Here is a 15,543-nt window from a genome sequence, read left to right as displayed (position 1 = left end):
CCCGGGCGATCGTCCCTTCCCAGGGGGTGCGCGTGGCCCGTGGTCCCCGTGTGGGGCGCCGGGGGAGGAGCCGCTGCCTGCCCCGGACGATCCTGGGCGGATGCTCATCACCGTCCACCGCCCCGGACTCCTGCTCAGTCGCGACGTCTCCTCGCTCGGTCTCGACCCGGCGATGCTCCGACGGTCCCACGCCCGAGGAGCCCTGGTGCGGGTCCGCCGCGGGGCGTGCGTCGAGACGTCGGTCTGGGCTGAGAGGTGGGCATCCGCCTCCTGGGGCTGCCCGACCCGGTCCTCCAGCACGTCCTCCGCGAGGAGGGTCGCCACGTCGCCACCCTCGACTTCTGGTGGGCGAGCGAGGGAGTGGCCGGCGAAGCCGACGGGACCGACAAGTACTTCGACGAGGGCATGGTGGCGGGGCGCTCGTCGAAGGAGGCGCTCCTCCACGAGAAGGACCGCGAGAACGCCGTGCGACGCCTTCCCGAGGTGAACGGCTTCGCCCGCTGGGGATGGGACGACGCCCTCGACCTCGGTCGGCTCGCCGCGAGGTTGGCTTCGGCGGGTCTCGTCGTCCCCCGCCGACACGTTCCGGGCGAGTACGACCAACGGGGGCGAGCGTCGTAGACCGTCGGGGTCGGACTCGCCCGTGCTCCGAGGGTGCGGGCGACGGACGCCGGGGCCGGGTGCCGGGGCCGGGCACCGGGGCGGGCCGCGGGCCGCCGGGCTCGGCGCGGGGCGGCACCCGGTAGGGTGGCACGGTGACTGAGGTAGAGATCGGCGTCTCCAAGCGCGCGCGCCGCGCCTATGCGTTCGACGACATCGCGATCGTCCCGAGCCGGCGCACCCGCGACCCCCGAGACGTGTCGGTGAGCTGGTCGATCGACGCGTTCCAGTTCGACTCGCCGATCATCGCCGCGCCGATGGACTCCGTCGTCAGCCCCGAGACGGCCATCCGCATCGGCCAACTCGGCGGCCTCGGCGTGCTCGACCTCGAGGGCGTCTGGACGAGGTACGACGACCCCGAGTCCGTCCTCGCTGAGATCCGCGACCTGCCGGAGGACGAGACCGTCGCCCGCATGCAGCAGATCTACGCCGAGCCGATCAAGCCCGAGCTCGTCACCGCTCGCATCGCCGAGATCCGCGCCGCCGGCGTCACCGTCGCTGGCTCGCTCAGCCCGCAGCGCACCCAGGAGCTCTACCAGACCGTCGTCGACGCCGGCGTCGACCTCTTCCTCATCCGCGGCACGACCGTCTCGGCCGAGCACGTGTCGAAGAGCACCGAGCCCCTGAACCTCAAGGAGTTCATCTACGAGCTGGACGTCCCCGTGATCGTGGGAGGCGCCTCCACGTACACGGCAGCGCTGCACCTCATGCGCACGGGCGCGGCCGGCGTCCTCGTCGGGTTCGGGGGCGGCGCTGCCTCGACGACCCGCGCCTCCCTCGGCATCCACGCTCCGATGGCCTCCGCGGTCGCCGACGTCGCGGGCGCTCGCCGCGACTACCTCGACGAGTCGGGCGGGCGATACGTGCACGTCATCGCCGACGGCGGGCTCGGCACGTCGGGCGACATCGTCAAGGCCGTGGCCTGCGGCGCCGACGCCGTCATGCTCGGCGCCGCCCTCGCGCGCGCCACCGACGTGCCCGGCGGCGGCTACCACTGGGGCGCCGAGGCGCACCACCCCGAGCTGCCCCGAGGCCGTCGCGTGCACGTCGGCCAGGTCGGCCCGCTCGAGAAGATCCTCTACGGCCCGGCCTCCACGGTCGACGGCCAGGCCAACCTGGTCGGCGCCCTGCGCCGCGCGATGGCCACGACCGGCTACAGCGACCTCAAGGAGTTCCAGCGCAGCGAGGTCGTCGTGGCTCCCTACCAGCCGCACTAGACCTCGATCCGTCCCCAGCGGGGCGATCTCACGCACCGTTGTCAGGCTGACGGGCGTTGGATGGGCGACGAGGCGGGCTCAGGCCCGCGCCGATCCAACGATGGAGGCCCCGCATGGCTACGACCGCGTCCGCATCCCTCTCCTCGAAGCTCGGTCCGGAGGAACGGGCCGACGCCATCGAGGCGCTCAAGGAGAAAGAGCTGGACATCCTCGTGATCGGGGGTGGCATCGTCGGGGCGGGCTCCGCGCTCGACGCCGTGACCCGCGGCCTCAGCGTGGGCATCGTCGAGGCGCGAGACTGGGGCTCCGGCACGTCGAGCCGGTCGTCGAAGCTCGTGCACGGCGGCATCCGCTACCTCGAGCAGCTCAACTTCCGCCTCGTGCGCGAGGCGCTCATCGAGCGAGGCCTGCTGCTGCAGCGGCTCGCCCCGCACCTCGTCAAGCCCGTGCGCTTCCTCTACCCGCTGAGCAAGCCCGTGTACGAGCGCTTCTACATCGGCGCCGGCATGGCCCTCTACGACATCTTCAGCTGGACGGGCGGGCGCCCGCCCGGGGTGCCCCACCACCGCCACCTCAGCAAGACGCAGGTGCTCCGGGCCATCCCGAGCCTCTCGAAGGACGCCGTCGTCGGCGGCCTCACCTACTACGACGCCCAGGTCGACGACGCGCGCTACGTCTCGTCGCTCGTCCGCACGGCGTCGAGCTACGGTGCCCACGCGGCCAGCCGCGTCCGCGTCGAGGGCTTCGTGAAGGTCGGCGAGCGCGTCGTCGGGGTGAAGGCCCACGACTACCAGACCGGCGAGCACTTCGAGATCCGCGCCAAGCAGGTCGTCAACGCGACCGGCGTCTGGACGGACGACACGCAGGCGATGGTGGGGGAGCGCGGCCAGTTCAAGGTCCGGGCCTCCAAGGGCGTGCACCTCGTGGTGCCCCGCGACCGGATCCACTCCGACATGGGCATGATCTTCCGCACCGAGAAGAGCGTCCTGTTCGTCATCCCGTGGGGCCGCCACTGGCTCGTCGGCACGACCGACACCGACTGGGACCTTGACAAGGCGCACCCGGCCGCGACCGCCGCCGACATCGACTACATCCTCGAGCACGTCAACCGCGTCATGGCCGTCCCGCTCACGCGGGACGACGTCGAGGGCGTCTACGCCGGGCTCCGCCCGCTGCTGGCCGGCGAGTCCGACCAGACCTCGAAGCTGTCGCGCGAGCACATCGTGGCGCACACCGTGCCCGGTCTCGTCGTCGTCGCCGGCGGCAAGTGGACGACCTACCGCGTCATGGCGGAGGACGCCATCGACGAGGCCGTCGCCGCCCTCGACGGGCGCATCCCCGAGAGCACGACGATGGAGATCCCGCTGCTCGGCGCCGAGGGCTACCACGCGGCGTGGAACAAGCGCGGCAAGATCGCGAAGGCCTTCGGCGTGCACAAGGTCCGCATCGAGCACCTGCTGAACCGCTACGGCACGCTCACCGACGAGCTGCTCGACCTCATCCGCGAGCGGCCCGAGCTCGCCGAGCCGCTGCCCGGCGCCGACGACTACATCGCCGCCGAGGTCGTCTACGCGGCCAGCCACGAGAGCGCCCTGCACCTCGAGGACGTCCTGGCCCGTCGCACCCGCATCTCGATCGAGGCGTGGGACCGCGGCGAGTCCGCCGCGCCCGTGGCCGCCCGCCTCATGGCCGAGGTGCACGGCTGGTCCGACTCCGAGACCGAGGAGGAGGTCGGCAACTACCTCAAGCGCGTCGCCGCCGAGCGGGCCAGCCAGCTCGAGCCCGACGACGCCTCGGCCGACCGAGTGCGCCTCGAGGCGCCCGACATCACGTTCGGATTCGACGAGGACGACATGAAGGTGCCGGGCGCCGACCAGGGCGGCGCGCCGAAGCCGGGCGAGACGGTGGCGGAGCCGGCCGGCACGCCCGCCGACGAGCCGGCGCGCGCCAGCGAGCCGGGAGGCCGCGAGGGCTGAGCCGAGGGCGAGGCGGGGTCGCGACGCGACCAGGCTGCGGGAGGCGCGGTGCCCGTGGGGCGGGCACCGCGCCTCCCGCAGGTCCGCCCGCCGAGAACGCGGCCACGAGGCGGGAACACCGGGGCCCGGGGCCCTGTTGTGCCCACCATGAGCAGCCCGGCCAGCGCGACGGAGCCCGCCGCTAGGCTGAGACGACTGCCCCCGATCCTCCTGGAGACCAACCATGGTTGACGTGCGTCGAGTCAAGCTCCCCGGCGTGGGTGTGCTGCACACCTTCATCACCGACGACGGCGGCAAGTGCGGCGTCATCACGCACCGCTCGGGCCACAGCGACCTGATCACCTTCAGCGACGACGCCGACGGGGCCGACGTCACGAAGGTCTCCCTGCGCCTCAGCGAAGACGAGGCGCACACCCTCGCCGAGCTGCTCGGCGGCACGCGCATCACCGAGTCGCTCTCCGCGCTCGACCAGATCCCCGGCCTCAGCATCGACTGGTTCACCGTCGACTACGACGACCACATCGCCGGGCAGCCGCTCGGCGACCTCGGCGCCAAGGGCGTCGTGGGACTCACGGTCGTGGCCGTCGTCCGCGGCGACGCGGCGAACCCCGCCCCGTCGGGCGACTTCAAGGTGTTCCCGGGCGACACGCTCGTCGTCGCCGGGTCGCCGGAGAAGGTCGCGAAGGCGTTCTCCTGGTACCGCACGGGCACGTTCGGGCACCGCGCCCCGGTCGACTCGCCGCCCGGGAGCTGATCGCCGGTGCACCTGGGTGAAGAGCTGATCGTCCTCGGCATCCTCCTCCTGCTCGCCTACGTGCTCGGGCGGCTCGGCAAGCTGATCGGCCTGCCGTCGATCCCGATCTACATGCTCGTCGGGCTGCTCGCCAGCACGAACACGGGCTGGTTCCCGCTCAGCTTCGACGCGCACAGCATCGAGCTGATCGCGATCTTCGGCCTGATCCTGCTGCTGTTCAACCTGGGCCTCGAGTTCGATCAAGACGAGTTCTTCTCGAACGCGGGCAGGCTGATCGTCTCCGGCGGCACCTACATCGCCGTCAACATGGGCGTCGGCCTGGCCTTCGGCTTCATGCTCGGCTGGGGCACCCGCGAGGCCCTGATCGTCGCGGGCATGACCGCGACGTCGTCGAGCGCGATCGTCACGAAGCTGCTCATCGAGCTGAACCGCCTGGCGAACCGCGAGACGCCGATGATCCTCGGCGTCACCGTCGTCGAGGACATCTTCATCGCGATCTACCTCGCCATCGTCTCCGTCGTGCTGAGCGGCGAGACCGACCCGGGGCCGGTGGTGCTCAAGCTCGGCATCGCCTTCGTCTTCCTCGTCGTGATGTTCAGCGTCGCGCGGTGGGGGGGCCGCGTCGTGTCGAAGCTGATGCGCACCCGCGACGACGAGCTGTTCACCGTGCTCTTCTTCGGGCTCGCCGTGCTCTTCGCGGGCCTCGGCGAGGTGCTGGGCGTCACCGACGCGATCGGGGCCTTCCTCATCGGCCTGATCATCGGGGCGACCAAGTACCGCAACCGGGTCGAGCAGTTCGCCCTGCCGATGCGCGACGTCTTCGGCGCCTTCTTCTTCCTCAACTTCGGCCTCGGGCTCGACCCGTCGCTCTTCCCGAGCGTGCTCGGCCCGGTGGCCGCGGCCGTCGGCATCACGATCGGCCTGAACCTCGTCGCGGGCCAGTTCGTCGCGTGGCTCAACAAGCTCGGGCCGCAGGCGGGGCTGAACACCTCGTTCATCCTGCAGAACCGCGGCGAGTTCGCGCTCATCCTCGCGACGCTCTCGGCGGGCGCCGGGCTGAACCCGCTGCTGCAGCCCTTCGCGGGCCTCTACGTGCTGATCATGGCCGTGATCGGCCCGCTGCTCGCCGCGAACTCCGAGCGCATCGGCGCCGTGCTGTTCCGGTCGCGTCACCGGGCCGAGAAGGCCGCGGCGGAGGCGCGACGCCAGCAGCGCGAGGGACGTCACGCCGACGAGATCGCCCTGATGGAGGCGGCGCTCGCCGGCGAGGAGCCCGGCGACACGATCGCTCGCGACCCGGACCCCGACTCCGGCCTGTTCGACGACCCCGACCTCGACGACCCGCCGGTGCCCCGCCGTCGACGGACCGTGGTGGTCGACGAGCTCGACCACGCACGGCCGGTCGTGGACGAGCTCGACGTGGCGACCTCGCCGACCGGCGCCGCCGGCGGCGACGGCGGCGACGGCGACCCTGACGGTGACCTCGACGACGACTCGGAGGTCGATGGCATGAGCGCGGCCGAGCGGGCGATGTGGGCCGAGCAGGCCGGGCAGCAGTCCGACCAACGGGCGACGCGGCAGCGCGACCCCGAGTACTGAGCGTCATCGGGGGGGGGCGCTGCTCGACGCGGAGCGCCAGGCTGAGCGCAGCGGACGCACAGCGGGGCCGTCGGGGGCCGACGGTACGATGGCCCCCGTGAGTCGCCTCGAGGTCCATCCCGTCACGAGCGCTCCCGACGGCTCCGACCTCCCCGACTCCATGTGGCAGGTGGCCCGTCGGCCGCGCTGGATCGCCATGCTCGCGCTCGCGCTCGTCATCGCGGGCATCTTCGCTTGGCTGGGCCACTGGCAGATCGAGCGCAGCATCGAGAGCGGCAAGGTCGTCAACCCCGAGACCGAGACCGTCAAGGTGCTCTCCGACACCGTCGAGCCGCAGTCCCCGTTCTTCGACCGCGTCGGGGGTCAGATGGTCAGCGTCACCGGCCAGTTCGACGCCGACGACTTCCGCGTCGTCAGCGACCGCGTCAACGACGGCGACCGGGGCTGGTGGCTGATCGGCCGCCTGGTCGACGACTCCGACGGCGCCTCCGTGGCGGTCGCGGTCGGCTGGGCCCCCACCGAAGACCAGGCCGTCGCGGCCGAGGCCGCCGTGCCGGTCGGCTCCGACGTGTCGCTGGTCGGCCGGTACTCGCCGAGCGACGCGCCCTCCGACGGCGCCTATCAGGACGGCCGTGAGACGGTCGTCTCGGTCGCGGCGCTCGTCAACGAGTGGTCCGACTTCAGCGGCGACGTCTACGCCGGCTACGTCGTGGCCTCCGAGCCATGGGGCGGCCTCGACGCCATCTACTCCCCGGCGCCGGTCGACGACGTGTCGCTGAACTGGCTGAACGTCTTCTACGCGATCGAGTGGGTCGTGTTCGCCGGCTTCGCCGTCTTCCTCTGGTTCCGCCTCGTCCGTGACGCGTTCGAGCGCGAGATCGACGAGGCGGAGGAGGCGCGGCTGGCGGCCGACGTCGCCGCCTGACCCGCTCCTCCCGTCTCCCCTCCCGACCTCCGGGTCGCCCGCCGCAGCGGCGCTCGACCCCCGTCCCGCCCCGAGTAGGATCGACCCCATGCCCTTGAAGCCCCGGCAACGCGACATCCCGAAGATCCCGGGTGCCGTGAAGTTCTACAAGATCTCCGCCTACGTCACGGGCGTGATGCTGCTGCTGCTCGTCTTCGAGATGGTGTTCAAGTACACGCCGCTGCAGCTCGAGATGCAGCTCGGCGGGCAGGGCGGCTTCCTCGTCCCGAAAGACAGCATCACCGAGGGCTTCAACCTCTCGACGGCCATCCTGATCGCCCACGGTTGGCTCTACGTCGTCTACCTCTTCGCCGACTTCCGCCTCTGGAGCCTGATGCGCTGGCCGTTCTCGCGGTTCATCATCATCGCGCTCGGCGGTGTCGTGCCCTTCCTCTCGTTCTTCGTCGAGAGCCACATGACCAAGCTGGCCCTGCGTGAGCACGCGGAGCTGGTCGCCGAGCCCACCCCGAAGACCCAGGGAGCCCCCGCGTGACAGAAGCCACCGAGACGGCGCAGAGCCCCGTCCTCGTCGTCGATTTCGGCGCGCAGTACGCGCAGCTGATCGCCCGACGGGTGCGTGAGGCCAACGTCTACTCCGAGATCGTGCCGCACACGATCACCGCCGCCGAGATCGCGGCCAAGAACCCGGTCGGCATCGTGCTGAGCGGTGGCCCGTCGAGCGTCTACGAAGAGGGCGCGCCCGCCCTCGACCCGGCCATCCTCGAGCTCGACGTGCCCGTGCTGGGCATCTGCTACGGCTTCCAGGCGATGGCGAAGGCTCTCGGAGGCGAGGTCGCGCAGACGGGCCAGCGCGAGTACGGCGCCACCGACGTGACCCTCGCCGCCGGTGAGAGCACCCTGCTCTCGGGGCAGCCGACCTCGCAGACGACGTGGATGAGCCACGGCGACTCCGTCTCGAAGGCCCCGGAGGGCTTCGACGTGCTCGCCTCGAGCGCCGCGACCCCCGTCGCCGCCTTCTCGAGCGACGCCCGCAAGCTCTACGGCGTGCAGTGGCACCCCGAGGTCAAGCACTCGTCGTTCGGCCAGGCCGTGCTCGAGAACTTCCTCCACCGCGCCGCCGGCATCCCCGCCGACTGGAACAGCGGCAACGTCATCGCCGAGCAGGTGGCCCGCATCCGCGAGCAGGTCGGCTCGTCGCGGGTGATCTGCGGCCTCTCCGGCGGCGTCGACTCGGCCGTCGCGGCCGCCCTCGTGCACGAGGCTGTCGGCGACCAGCTCGTCTGCGTCTTCGTCGACCACGGCCTGCTGCGTGCCGACGAGCGTCGCCAGGTCGAGGAGGACTACGTCGCCTCGACGGGCGTCCGCCTCGTGACGGTCGACGCGGAGCAGCAGTTCCTCGACGCCCTGGCCGGTGTGACCGACCCGGAGCAGAAGCGCAAGATCATCGGCCGCGAGTTCATCCGCAGCTTCGAGGGCGCCGCCGAGGCGCTCGTGCTCGAGGCTGCGGCCGAGGGCGACGCGTCGGTGAAGTTCCTCGTGCAGGGCACGCTCTACCCCGACGTGGTCGAGAGCGGCGGCGGCACGGGCACGGCGAACATCAAGAGCCACCACAACGTGGGCGGCCTGCCGGAGGATCTGCAGTTCGAGCTCGTCGAGCCGCTGCGCACGCTCTTCAAGGACGAGGTGCGCGCCATCGGCCGCGAGCTCGGCCTGCCCGAGGTCATCGTCGGCCGTCAGCCCTTCCCCGGGCCCGGCCTCGGCATCCGCATCATCGGCGAGGTCACGCACGAGCGCCTCGAGCTGCTGCGGAAGGCCGACGCGATCGCCCGCGCCGAGCTCACCGCGGCCGGCCTCGACGAGGAGATCTGGCAGTGCCCGGTCGTGCTCCTCGCCGACGTCCGCTCGGTCGGCGTGCAGGGCGACGGCCGCACGTACGGTCACCCGATCGTGCTGCGCCCCGTCTCGTCCGAGGACGCCATGACGGCGGACTGGACGCGCCTGCCCTACGACGTGCTCGCCAAGATCTCGAACCGGATCACGAACGAGGTCGACGGCGTCAACCGAGTAGTTCTCGACGTCACCAGCAAGCCCCCGGGCACCATCGAATGGGAATGACCGGGGCGCTCTGAACGCGAAGCGTTCAGCCCTGGTCATTCCGGGGGCGCCCCCGCCCCCGGTGCCCACCCGGTAGCGTCCCCACCCGGTACCTACGACGACGCCAGCCACGCCCGCCCCGGGCCGCTCTGAACGCGAAGCGTTCAGCCCCGGTCATTCCGGGGGCGCCCCCGCCCCCGGTGCCCACCCAGTAGCGTCCCCACCCGGTACCTACGACGCCGCCAGCCACGCCCGCCCCCGGGCCGCTCTGAACGCGAAGCGTTCAGCCCCGGTCATTTCGGGGGCGCCCCCGCCCCCGGTGTCCACCCGGTAGCGTCCCCACCCGGTACCTACGACGGCATAGGCCACGCCCGACCGAGCCGCTCTGAACGCGAAGCGTTCAGGCTCTCTCATTCCGGGGGCGCCCCCGCCCCCGGTGCCCACCCAGTAGCGTCCCCACCCGGTACCTACGACGCCGCAGGCCACGCCCGCCCCGGCCATCCAGGCTCATGCATCCCGGACCCCACCCGTCCCGTCCCGCCCCGAACCCCGTCCTCGCACACGAACCCCGCCGCGGCAGGGTTCCCGTGCGAGAACTGGGTGCCAGTCCCCGGCCGGGGCCTCCTCTCGACGCCCCTGCCTCCTTCGCCGCCTCCGTCCGTGAACGGAGAGCGTCTCGTGCCGTGAGCGCCACGCTGACCGGCCACTGCCACCTCGTGGGCGTGAATCCTCTCAAATTACGAGGTCTCGACCCGCTGCGAGGCGGGCGGTGCACGCGCGCGGGGGCATCTCGGGCGCGGGCAGGGCAGCGGCGCGAAGCGCAGCTCGGCGCGGGCGGCTCCTCCCCGCACGCAGGAGCGGGGCCCGCCCCTCTCGGAACGAGCCCCGCTCGATGTGGTGCAGCCGTGTCGGCTAGTCGTTGCCCCGCAGGATCGCGAGCATGCGCAGGATCTCGACGTAGAGCCAGATCACGGTCATGACGATGCCGAAGGCGGCCGACCAGCCGTAGATGCGGGGGGCGCCGCGCTCGACGCCCGTCTTCACCTGCGTGAAGTCGAGCACCAGCGAGTAGGCCGCCATGACGACGACCAGGATGCCGATGATGAAGCCGAGCGGGATGCCGAAGATCTCGGCGCCGCGCAGGCCCCACGGGTTGGTGTTGGCGCCGAAGAGCATCAGGCCCACGTTGAGCAGCGAGAAGACGGCGTAGCCGATCATCGCGATCATGAAGACCTTGGTGGCCCGGGCCGACTCGCGTACCTTGCCGCTCTTGAAGAGCAGCAGCGTGACGACGAAGACCGAGACGGTGCCGATCAGGGCCTGGGTGACGATGCCGTCCCACTGGGCCTCGAAGATGCTCGAGATGCCGCCGACGAACAGGCCCTGCGCCGCCGAGTAGGCGAGCACGAGACCGGGCGACGGCTTCTTCTTGAAGATGTTGACGAGGGCCAGCACGAAGCCGGCGATCGCGCCCACGAAGGCCAGGGCGGGGATGAACCAGCCGACGGCCGCGCCGACGACGACCACGGCGAACGCGATCAGCGTCTTCGTGATCGTGTCTTCGTAGGTCATGCGGTCGGTCTGGTCGGGGCCGGCCGCGGGCTTCGTGTAGAGCTCCTGCAGCTGTTCGGCCGTCATGCCGTCGTAGGCGACGGTGCGGGCGTCGGCCTGCTGCTGGCGGATGACGGGCCCGCCCTTCTCCGAGAAGGCCGGCGACTGACTGAAGCCGGGATTCGAGAATGCCAAGGGGTTCCTCTTCTGATCGCGTTGTCGACGATGACGTGGTGACCCGGAGCGGTGCTGCCGGGTCGCCGCCGGGCCACGTGGCCCGGCGCGGGCTCGCTCTCGTCCACCCGTGTCGCCGTGGGGAAAGGCTAACGCGTGTCGGCCGGGCACGGGCTGGGGATCTGCCTGATGAGAGCCACATTCGCGACGGGCGAACGTGCACTGTCTGCACGGATGGGGGCGCTCGTCGGGCCCACGGGGGCGTCGGCCGGGCCGGGGGCGGTTAGCGTGGCCGACGTGACCTCCCCCGCCTCCTCGACCACCGACTCCCCGCGTGCCGCCACGCCCCTCGTGATCGCCCACCGCGGCGCGAGCGGCTACCGCCCCGAGCACGGCGAGGCCGCCTACCGCCTGGCCGTCGAGCTCGGCGCGGACGCGATCGAGCCCGACCTCGTCGCGACGCGCGACGGCGTGCTCGTGCTCCGGCACGAGAACGAGGTCTCGGGAACGACCGACGTCGCCGACCGGCCCGAGTTCGCCGACCGCCGCACGACCAAGGAGATCGAGGGCCGGGTCGTCGAGGGCTGGTTCACCGAGGACTTCACCTGGCCCGAGCTGTCGACCCTCCGGGTGCGCGAACGCCTGCCGCAGCTCCGGCCCGGCAGCGCCGCGCACGACGGGGAGGGGCGCGTGCAGCGCCTCAGCGACCTCCTCGCGATCCTCGACGGGGCCGAGCGTCCGGTCGGGCTCGTGGCCGAGGTCAAGCGCGCGACGTGGTTCGCCTCGATCGGGCTGCCGCTCGACGAGCTGCTCGCCGCCGAGCTCGCCGCCGCGGGCTGGACGGACGACCCGCGCCTCACCGTCGAGAGCTTCGAGCAGACGGTGCTCGGCCAGCTGCGCGAGCGGGGGGTCGGCGGCCGGCAGGTCTACCTGCTCGAGAAGGCGGGCGCCGCGGCCGACCTCGTCGCCCGCGACGGCTCGGCGGCGACGCCCTACGTCGACCAGCTCGACGAGGCCTCGCTGGCGGGCTTCGCCGCGGCCGGGCTGCACGGCGTCTCGCTCGACAAGTCGACCCTGGTCGCCCCGGACGGCACGACGGAGTCGCGGGTCGTCGACCGCGCACACGCGGCGGGCCTCGAGGTCTTCACCTGGACGCTGCGCATCGAGAACCACTTCCTCGCGAAGGCGAACCGTCAGGCCGGCGGGAAGGCCGCGACGGGCGACTACGAGTCGGAGTTCCAGGCGCTGATGGAGCTCGGCGTCGACGGGGTCTTCGCCGACCAGCCGGACCTCGCGATCGCGGTGCGCGACGGGCTCTGAGGAGGCGCCGGGCGGCCCCCTGCCCGGTGTCGGGGGCCCCGCCTAGACTGGGCCCGCCATGACGATCGTGCTCGAGCCCTCTGACGCTGCCGGCGGTTCCGGCGACCCTCTGACCGCGGGGCTGAACCCCCAGCAGAAAGAAGCGGTCGAGTACCGCGGGCAGTCGCTGCTGATCGTGGCCGGTGCCGGCTCGGGCAAGACGAGCGTGCTGACCCGGCGCATCGCCGGGCTCATCGCGTCGCGCGAGGCCTGGCCGAGCCAGATCCTCGCGATCACCTTCACGAACAAGGCCGCGGCCGAGATGCGCGAGCGCGTCGGCCACCTCGTCGGCCAGGCCGGCGAGGGCATGTGGATCAGCACGTTCCACAGCGCGTGCGTGCGCATCCTCCGGCGCGAGGCCGAGCAGTTCGGCTTCACGAAGAGCTTCACCATCTACGACTCGGCAGACTCCCGCGCGCTGCTGAAGCGCATCCTGAAAGAGCTCGACGCCGACTCGCTCGGCTTCACGGTCAGCCAGGCGTCGGGCAAGATCTCGAAGCTGAAGAACGAGCTGACCGACGTCGAGACCTACTCGCGCCAGATCAACGCGGGCGACCCGCAAGACGTGATGTTCCTCGAGATCTTCCGGCAGTACACGCGCGAGCTGCAGCGGGCGAATGCCTTCGACTTCGACGACCTGATCGCGCAGACGGTCTTCCTCTTCCGGGCCTTCCCGCACGTGGCCGCGCTCTACCAGCGGCGGTTCCGGCACATCCTCGTCGACGAGTACCAAGACACGAACCACGCGCAGTACGCGCTGATCCGCGAGCTGACGCGGCCGGTCGACCCCGAGATCGTCGACGACCTCGAGCGCGGCGGTCAGTACGTGCAGTCGATGCGCGACGGCAGCGGGCGGATCCCCGGCGCCTCCCTCACCGTGGTCGGCGACTCCGACCAGTCGATCTACGCCTTCCGCGGCGCTGACATCCGCAACATCGTCGAGTTCGAGCGCGACTTCCCCAACTCGAAGGTCATCCTGCTCGAGCAGAACTACCGCTCGACCCAGAACATCCTCGACGCGGCCAACGCCGTCATCTCGAACAACTTCGACCGCCAGGCGAAGAACCTCTTCACGACGGTCGGCGCGGGCGAGAAGATCACCGGGTTCACGGGCTACACCGGGCACGACGAGGCCCAGTTCGTGGCCGACGAGATCGCCAAGCTGCGCGAGGGCGGCATGGCCTACAAAGACATGGCCGTGTTCTACCGCACCAACTCGCAGACCCGAGCGCTCGAGGAGATCTTCATCCGTTCGGCCATCCCGTACCGGGTGCTCGGCGGCACGAAGTTCTACGAGCGCGCCGAGATCAAGGACGCCATGGCGTACCTGATCACCGTCGCGAACCCGCTCGACCCGATGGCGCTGCGCCGCATCATGAACGTGCCGAAGCGCGGCATCGGGCCGGCGACCGAGACGGCGATGCAGCGCTGGGCCGACCAGCACGAGGCGCCGCTGCGCGAGGCGCTGCGCAACGCCGACCAGCTGGGTCTCGGCCCGAAGGTCACCGGGGCGATTACGGGCCTCGGCCAGCTGCTCGACGGCGTGCAGGCCACGGCCGCGACGGCGCCGGTGCACGAGATCCTCACCACGCTGATCGAGGGCAGCGGCATCATCGAGGCGCTGCGCGCGTCGCGTGACCCGCAAGACGAGGCCCGTGCCGAGAACATCGACGAGCTCGTGGCGGTGACGAAGGAGTTCCAGCGCAACAACCCCGACGGCACCCTGCTCGACTTCCTCACCGAGGTGACGCTGGTCGCCGCGGCCGACGACCTCGACGACACGAGCGGCACCGTGTCGCTGATGACGCTGCACACGGCGAAGGGCCTCGAGTACGAGGCCGTCTTCCTCACCGGCGTCGAAGAAGACCTGCTGCCGCACCGCATGTCGGCGAGCGAGCCCGGTGGCCCGGCAGAGGAGCGACGGCTGTTCTACGTCGGCATCACGCGCGCCCGCAAGCACCTCTTCCTCTCGCTGGCGATGACGCGGGCGCAGTTCGGCGAGGTGAACGTGGCGATGCCGTCGCGGTACCTGCAAGAGATCCCGGTCGAGCTGATCGACTGGAAGCAGTCGCCCGGCATGGCCAACAGCCGAGGAGGCACGCAGCCGCGGGCGCTCAACGCACGTCGCGAGGGCGGTGCGGGCGACCGTCTCGGCTCGACCCCGCGCGCCAGCGGCGGCTACGGCGGCGGCAGCTACGACCGCGCGACCGCGGCGNNCACCGTGCGCGACAACGGCGACCTCGAGCTCGAGCAGGGCGACCGCATCTCGCACGTCGACTTCGGTGAGGGTCGCGTCATGGCCGTCACCGGCGTCGGCGCTAGGCGCATCGCCGAGGTGCTGTTCGATACGGCTGGCCGCAAGAAGCTGCTGATCAAGGTCGCGCCGATCGAGAAGATCTAGCGGTCTCCACCGGCGGTTCCGCGGCGCGCACCATGTTCTCGCACGGGAACCACGCCGCGGCGTGGTTCGGGTGCGACGACGTGGTTCGTCGTCAGGGGGCGGGGCGTGACCGCCGCAGCGTGAAGCTGTGGTCGCCCACGACGATCGTGTCGGCGGGCGTCAGCTGCACGCCGACCCCGGGCTCGACCGTGACCGGCCCGCCGTCGGGGCGGAGGAGCGTCGTGCCGTTCGCGGAGTGGAGGTCGTCGATCACCACGGCCCCTGCGTCGTCGGCCCAGACGCGGAAGTGGGCGCGCGACAGCTGACGTGTCTCGTCCGTGACGGTGACGGACGCCGAGGGAGCTGTCAGGGGGGTGAGGGCCGCCGCGGGGGCTGTCGCGGCTGTTGCGGCGGGGGTCGAGACGCCGGGTGGCGGCGCGGCGTGCCGCGGGCGCCGGCCCACGACGACACCGTCGCGGTCGACAGGGACGCCCTCGCCGTCGGGGAGGACGAGCTCGTAGGAGCGCGGACGGAGGACCGTCACGTCGAGGTCGTCGAGGTCGTCGAGGTCGTCGAGGTCGGCGGGCGCGGGCGAGGGCACGTGCCGTCGGGGAGGGGGCACGGCGGGGCCTGGCGGGATGACGGCGGCCGCCGCGGGAACGGCTGTGACCAGACCCTCGGGAGGCGGCGGAGGCAGCGTCTGCACCCGTGACAGCAGGCCCTGGTCGCGCAGCGCAGCGACGGCCGCGGCGTCGACGACGATCGGGCCCTCGGGTGGTGCCCCGCGCCTCCCCAGGCTCCTTCTTCTGGTCATTTCTCGTCCATTCTGTGGAAAGTGGTGCGACCAGTCTGTC

The 15,543-nt window shown here is 71.5% G+C and carries 12 protein-coding genes and 1 pseudogene; 11 read left to right on the top strand and 2 right to left on the bottom strand.

The features are described 5' to 3' along the window. Positions 1 to 255 precede the first annotated feature (255 nt). The 8 genes from ASF82_RS11950 to guaA all read left to right on the top strand — a co-directional run bounded on the left by ASF82_RS11950 (position 256) and on the right by guaA (position 9,246). Entirely contained in the window at positions 256 to 621 is a 366-nt protein-coding gene (locus ASF82_RS11950) for a hypothetical protein (protein ID WP_056057282.1), read from the top strand. Between the two features lie 134 nt (positions 622 to 755). Continuing rightward, positions 756 to 1,877, top strand: a complete 1,122-nt coding sequence (locus ASF82_RS11945; protein WP_056057277.1) for a GuaB3 family IMP dehydrogenase-related protein — start codon at positions 756 to 758, stop codon at positions 1,875 to 1,877. 113 nt (positions 1,878 to 1,990) lie between these two features. Beyond that, a complete protein-coding gene (locus ASF82_RS11940) occupies positions 1,991 to 3,853 on the top strand; it encodes a glycerol-3-phosphate dehydrogenase/oxidase (RefSeq protein ID WP_082514601.1) in 1,863 nt (620 codons plus the stop codon). Positions 3,854 to 4,076: 223 nt separating this feature from the next. Beyond that, a complete protein-coding gene (locus ASF82_RS11935; RefSeq protein ID WP_056057274.1) occupies positions 4,077 to 4,607 on the top strand; it encodes a cation:proton antiporter regulatory subunit in 531 nt (176 codons plus the stop codon). Positions 4,608 to 4,613: 6 nt separating this feature from the next. Next, positions 4,614 to 6,206, top strand: a complete 1,593-nt coding sequence (locus tag ASF82_RS11930) for a cation:proton antiporter (RefSeq protein WP_056057271.1) — start codon at positions 4,614 to 4,616, stop codon at positions 6,204 to 6,206. A gap of 97 nt (positions 6,207 to 6,303) precedes the next feature. Beyond that, positions 6,304 to 7,131, top strand: coding sequence for an SURF1 family protein (locus ASF82_RS11925; protein WP_162240275.1), 828 nt, complete (start codon positions 6,304 to 6,306; stop codon positions 7,129 to 7,131). 88 nt (positions 7,132 to 7,219) lie between these two features. After that, on the top strand, positions 7,220 to 7,663 hold the full coding sequence (locus tag ASF82_RS11920) for a DUF3817 domain-containing protein (protein ID WP_056057264.1): 444 nt from the start codon (positions 7,220 to 7,222) through the stop codon (positions 7,661 to 7,663). Continuing rightward, positions 7,660 to 9,246 (top strand): glutamine-hydrolyzing GMP synthase, encoded by a 1,587-nt coding sequence (gene guaA / locus ASF82_RS11915; RefSeq protein ID WP_056057252.1) that lies wholly within the window; start codon positions 7,660 to 7,662, stop codon positions 9,244 to 9,246. The genes ASF82_RS11920 and guaA overlap by 4 nt, the downstream gene beginning before the upstream one ends. Positions 9,247 to 10,137: 891 nt before the next feature. Here guaA and ASF82_RS11910 read toward each other — a convergent pair. Next, complete coding sequence (locus ASF82_RS11910; RefSeq protein WP_056057249.1) at positions 10,138 to 10,971, bottom strand: Bax inhibitor-1/YccA family protein; 834 nt, start codon at positions 10,969 to 10,971, stop codon at positions 10,138 to 10,140. Positions 10,972 to 11,247: 276 nt separating this feature from the next. Here ASF82_RS11910 and ASF82_RS11905 point away from each other — a divergent pair, with 276 nt between their 5' ends. From ASF82_RS11905 to ASF82_RS16180, 3 genes and pseudogenes are all read left to right on the top strand, one after another. After that, positions 11,248 to 12,270, top strand: coding sequence for a glycerophosphodiester phosphodiesterase family protein (locus ASF82_RS11905; protein WP_056059086.1), 1,023 nt, complete (start codon positions 11,248 to 11,250; stop codon positions 12,268 to 12,270). A 58-nt stretch (positions 12,271 to 12,328) separates the two neighbouring features. Beyond that, positions 12,329 to 14,524, top strand: a pseudogene (locus tag ASF82_RS11900) (ATP-dependent helicase); the annotation flags it as partial. Between the two features lie 2 nt (positions 14,525 to 14,526). Beyond that, a partial coding sequence (locus tag ASF82_RS16180) for a hypothetical protein (protein WP_235491276.1) occupies positions 14,527 to 14,710 on the top strand: 184 nt, incomplete at its 5' end. A 91-nt stretch (positions 14,711 to 14,801) separates the two neighbouring features. Here the strand turns inward: ASF82_RS16180 and ASF82_RS11895 are convergent. Further along, on the bottom strand, positions 14,802 to 15,503 hold the full coding sequence (locus tag ASF82_RS11895) for an FHA domain-containing protein (RefSeq protein WP_156370122.1): 702 nt from the start codon (positions 15,501 to 15,503) through the stop codon (positions 14,802 to 14,804). Positions 15,504 to 15,543: the final 40 nt, after the last annotated feature.

Source organism: Frigoribacterium sp. Leaf164 (assembly GCF_001423665.1).
GTDB lineage: Bacteria > Actinomycetota > Actinomycetes > Actinomycetales > Microbacteriaceae > Frigoribacterium > Frigoribacterium endophyticum.
This window is presented reverse-complemented; position numbering and strand designations above follow the sequence as displayed.